The organism is Streptomyces sp. NPDC058674 (assembly GCF_042716505.1).
Lineage (GTDB): Bacteria > Actinomycetota > Actinomycetes > Streptomycetales > Streptomycetaceae > Streptomyces.
In genome coordinates this window covers 1-3,265 of the sequence record NZ_JBHXSC010000136.1, presented here as the reverse complement: position 1 = coordinate 3,265, position 3,265 = coordinate 1, and the positions used below count along the sequence as shown (strand labels likewise).

The window sequence follows — 3,265 nt, the reverse complement described above, 5'->3', positions numbered from 1 at the left end:
CGGCGAGGCCGCCCACCGCGACGCCACCGCCGCCGCCACGGCCGCCCAGCGCGCCCGCAGCGAGGCGGAACACCTGCGGGCACGCCTCGGCGAGGTCCAGCAGGAGACCGCCGAGGCCGTCCGGGCCGGGTGGCTCGACGACACCGCCCCCGACGCCGACCCGGCCCGCGCCGCCCTGGCCGCCACCGACGCCGAGAAGACCGCCGTGGCAGCCTGGGACGAGGCCCGCGAGGCGGCCCGCACCACCGCCGAGGCGGCCCGCGACGCCGCCGCCGCCGAGTCCCGCGCCGAGCTGACCGCGGCCCGCGCCGCCGACGCCGCGGACGCCGCCGAAGCCGCCCACGAGGCGGAGTCCCGCGCCGCGCTATCGCTCGCCGGCTCCCCCCGCCTGGCCGCGCTCCTGGGCCTGCCGTCCGCCCCCGGCACGGCCCTGCCGCAGCAGCGCGCGGACTCCGGCGCACCGGACGCGGAGCCCGCGGCGTCCGGGGCCCCCGCCGGCGGCCTGACCGCCGAGGACCTCGACCGCAACGCCGACGACCTGCGCGCCCTGCTGGCCGACGGCGTCGCGTCCGCCGAGCGCCACCTGTTCGACCTGCGCACCGCCGCCGCCGACGACTCCCGCATCCTCGGCGCCCTCGGTGACGGCGGGCTGCTGCCGCCCGGCCCCGACGTCCTCGCCACCGTCGAGTACCTCGGCGAACAGGGCATCCCGGCGCTCCCCGGCTGGCGCTACCTCGCCCAGTCCGTGGACCCCGCCGACCACGCCGCGGTCCTCGCCGCCCGCCCCGAACTCGTCGACGGCGTCGTCATCACCGACCCCGACACGCACTCCCGGGCCCGCGCGGTCCTCTCCCAGGCGGCCCTGCTGCCCCGCTCCACCGTGGCCGTCGGTACGGCCGCCGCACTGCTGGCACCCGTACCGCCCGCCGGGGACTCCGACTCCGCCGTCTTCCTCGTGCCGCCGAACCCGGCCATGCACGACGAGCACGCCGCCGACGAGGAGCGCCAGGCCCTGCGCGCCCGTGCCACCGCCCGCGACACCGAGATCCGCGAACTCGCCGCCCGCCTCGCCGGCGACCGCGAACTCGCCGCCCGCCTCACCTCCTGGCGCACCGGCTGCCCGCCCGGCCGCCTCGCCGAGCTCGCCGGGCAGGCCGCCGCCGCCCGGTCGTTCGCCGAGGAGGCCGACGCCGAGCTGGCCGAGGCCCGTACCGTGCGCGCCGAGGCCGACGAGGCCGCCGCCGATGCCGCCCGGGTCCGCGACGAGCGCCAGGACACCGCCCAGCGCGCCCGCCGGGTCGCCGACGCCCTCGCGGGCCTCGCCTTCCGGCTGCGCGAGCGCGCCGGATGGCAGGCCCGCCTCCGCGAACTGGCCGACGAGGCCGCGGAGTCCGAGGCCCGCGCAGAGGTCTGCCTGGACCGGGCCCGTGCCGCCGACGAGGACCGCCGGGCCGCGCAGCGCGCCGCCGACGACGCCCGTCGCACCGCCCGCGCGCTGCGCGCGGAGCGCGCCGAGATCGCCGGCGCCCCCGACCCCCTCCCCGCGGACGACGGCACGGCCAAGGCGCCGCTGCCCGACCTGCGCGAGGCCTACCGGGCCGCCTCCCAGCTCTACGAGAAGGTCGGCGTCGGCGCCGACCTGCGCGCCGAGCAGGCCCGCGCCGAGAGCGACGAGAGCGCCGCCCTGGCCGAGCTGGACCGCCTCACCAACAAGGTCCGCACCCGGGCCGCCCAGCTCCTCGAAGGCACCGACGGCGCCGACGGCCCCTCCCGCCAGGCGGCCGCGGCCCGCGCCGAATCCCTCGTGCAGATGCTGGAGACCCGGGCCTCCACCGCCAGCGAGCAGCTCGGCCGGCTCCGGGGCGAGGCCGAACGCCACGCCCCCGCCGAGGGCGAGGCCCACACCGAGCTGCCCGAGGAACTGGTCCCCGAGGACGTCGAACAGGCCCAGGCCCTGCTGCGCACGGCCACCGCCCAGCTCGCCGCCCACACCGCGGCCGTGGAGGGCGCCCGGGCCGCCCACGCGGACCTGCTGCGCGCCCACCGCACCGCCGAGGAGGGCGCGGGCGGCTTCGAGGAGACCGCGGCCCTGCTGCGGGACCTCCTGCGCGACCACACCCACCCCGACGAGGACCAGGAGCCCGCGCCCCACCGCGGCACCCTGGAGGAGGCCCGCCAGTCGGCGACCGAGACCCGGCGGGCCCTGCGCGGCTGCGCGGCCGACCTCTCGGCCGCCGAGTCCGCCGTGCGGGAGGCCGCCGACGTCCTCGTACGGCACGCCAACGCCACCCGGTACGAGCAGGTGCGCACCCCCGCGCGCCAGCAGATCCGGGAGCTCCCTGCCTCCGCGCTGCCCGAGCACGCCGCCGCCTGGGCCACGGCCTTCGCGCCGCGGCTGCGCGTCCTCACCGACGAGCTGGCCCAGCTGGAGCGCAACCGGGACAGCATCGTCGACCGGCTGCGCGGGCTGGTCGAGTCGGCCCTGGCCACGCTCCGCTCCGCCCAGCGGCTCTCTCGGCTCCCCGAGGGCCTGGGGGAGTGGTCGGGCCAGGAGTTCCTGCGCATCCGCTTCGAAGAGCCCGACCAGGCCACCCTCACCGAGCGGCTCGGCGAGGTCATCGACGAGGCCACCCGCGCGGCCGTGAAGAAGAACAGCACCGCCTCCTTCGGCGAGGGCCGCCGCGACGGCATGTCCCTGCTCCTGCGGGGAGTCCAGGCGGCGCTGGAGCCGAAGGGGATCTCCGTCGAGATCCTCAAGCCGGACGCGGTGCTGCGGGCCGAGCGGGTGCCGGTGGGCCAGATGGGCGACGTGTTCTCCGGCGGGCAGCTGCTGACCGCCGCGATCGCGCTGTACTGCACCATGGCCGCGCTGCGCAGCAACGACCGCGGCCGCGACAAGCACCGCCATGCCGGCACGCTGTTCCTCGACAACCCGATCGGGCGGGCGAACGCCACCTACCTGCTGGAGCTCCAGCGGGCCGTCTCGGACGCGCTCGGCGTCCAGCTCCTCTACACCACCGGCCTGTTCGACACCACGGCCCTCGCCGAGTTCCCGCTGGTCATCCGGCTGCGCAACGACGCGGACCTCCGGGCGGGCCTGAAGTACATCAGCGTCGAGGAGCACCTGCGCCCGGGCCTCCCGCAGCAGTCCCCGGAGGCGGAGACCATCCACGGCGAGATCACGGCCACCCGGATGTTCCGCCGGTCCTGACGCCCGCGGAGGCGCCGACCGCCCCCGGTCGCGGCCACCCGCGCGGTGCGCGGG

The 3,265-nt window shown here is 78.7% G+C and carries 1 protein-coding gene; it reads left to right on the top strand.

All coding sequences use genetic code 11. The features are described from left to right. Window positions 1–3,211, top strand: a 3,211-nt coding sequence (locus ACFWU6_RS33575) for a hypothetical protein (protein ID WP_383985260.1), incomplete at its 5' end; no start/stop codon positions are given. Between the last annotated feature and the right edge of the window lie 54 nt (window positions 3,212–3,265).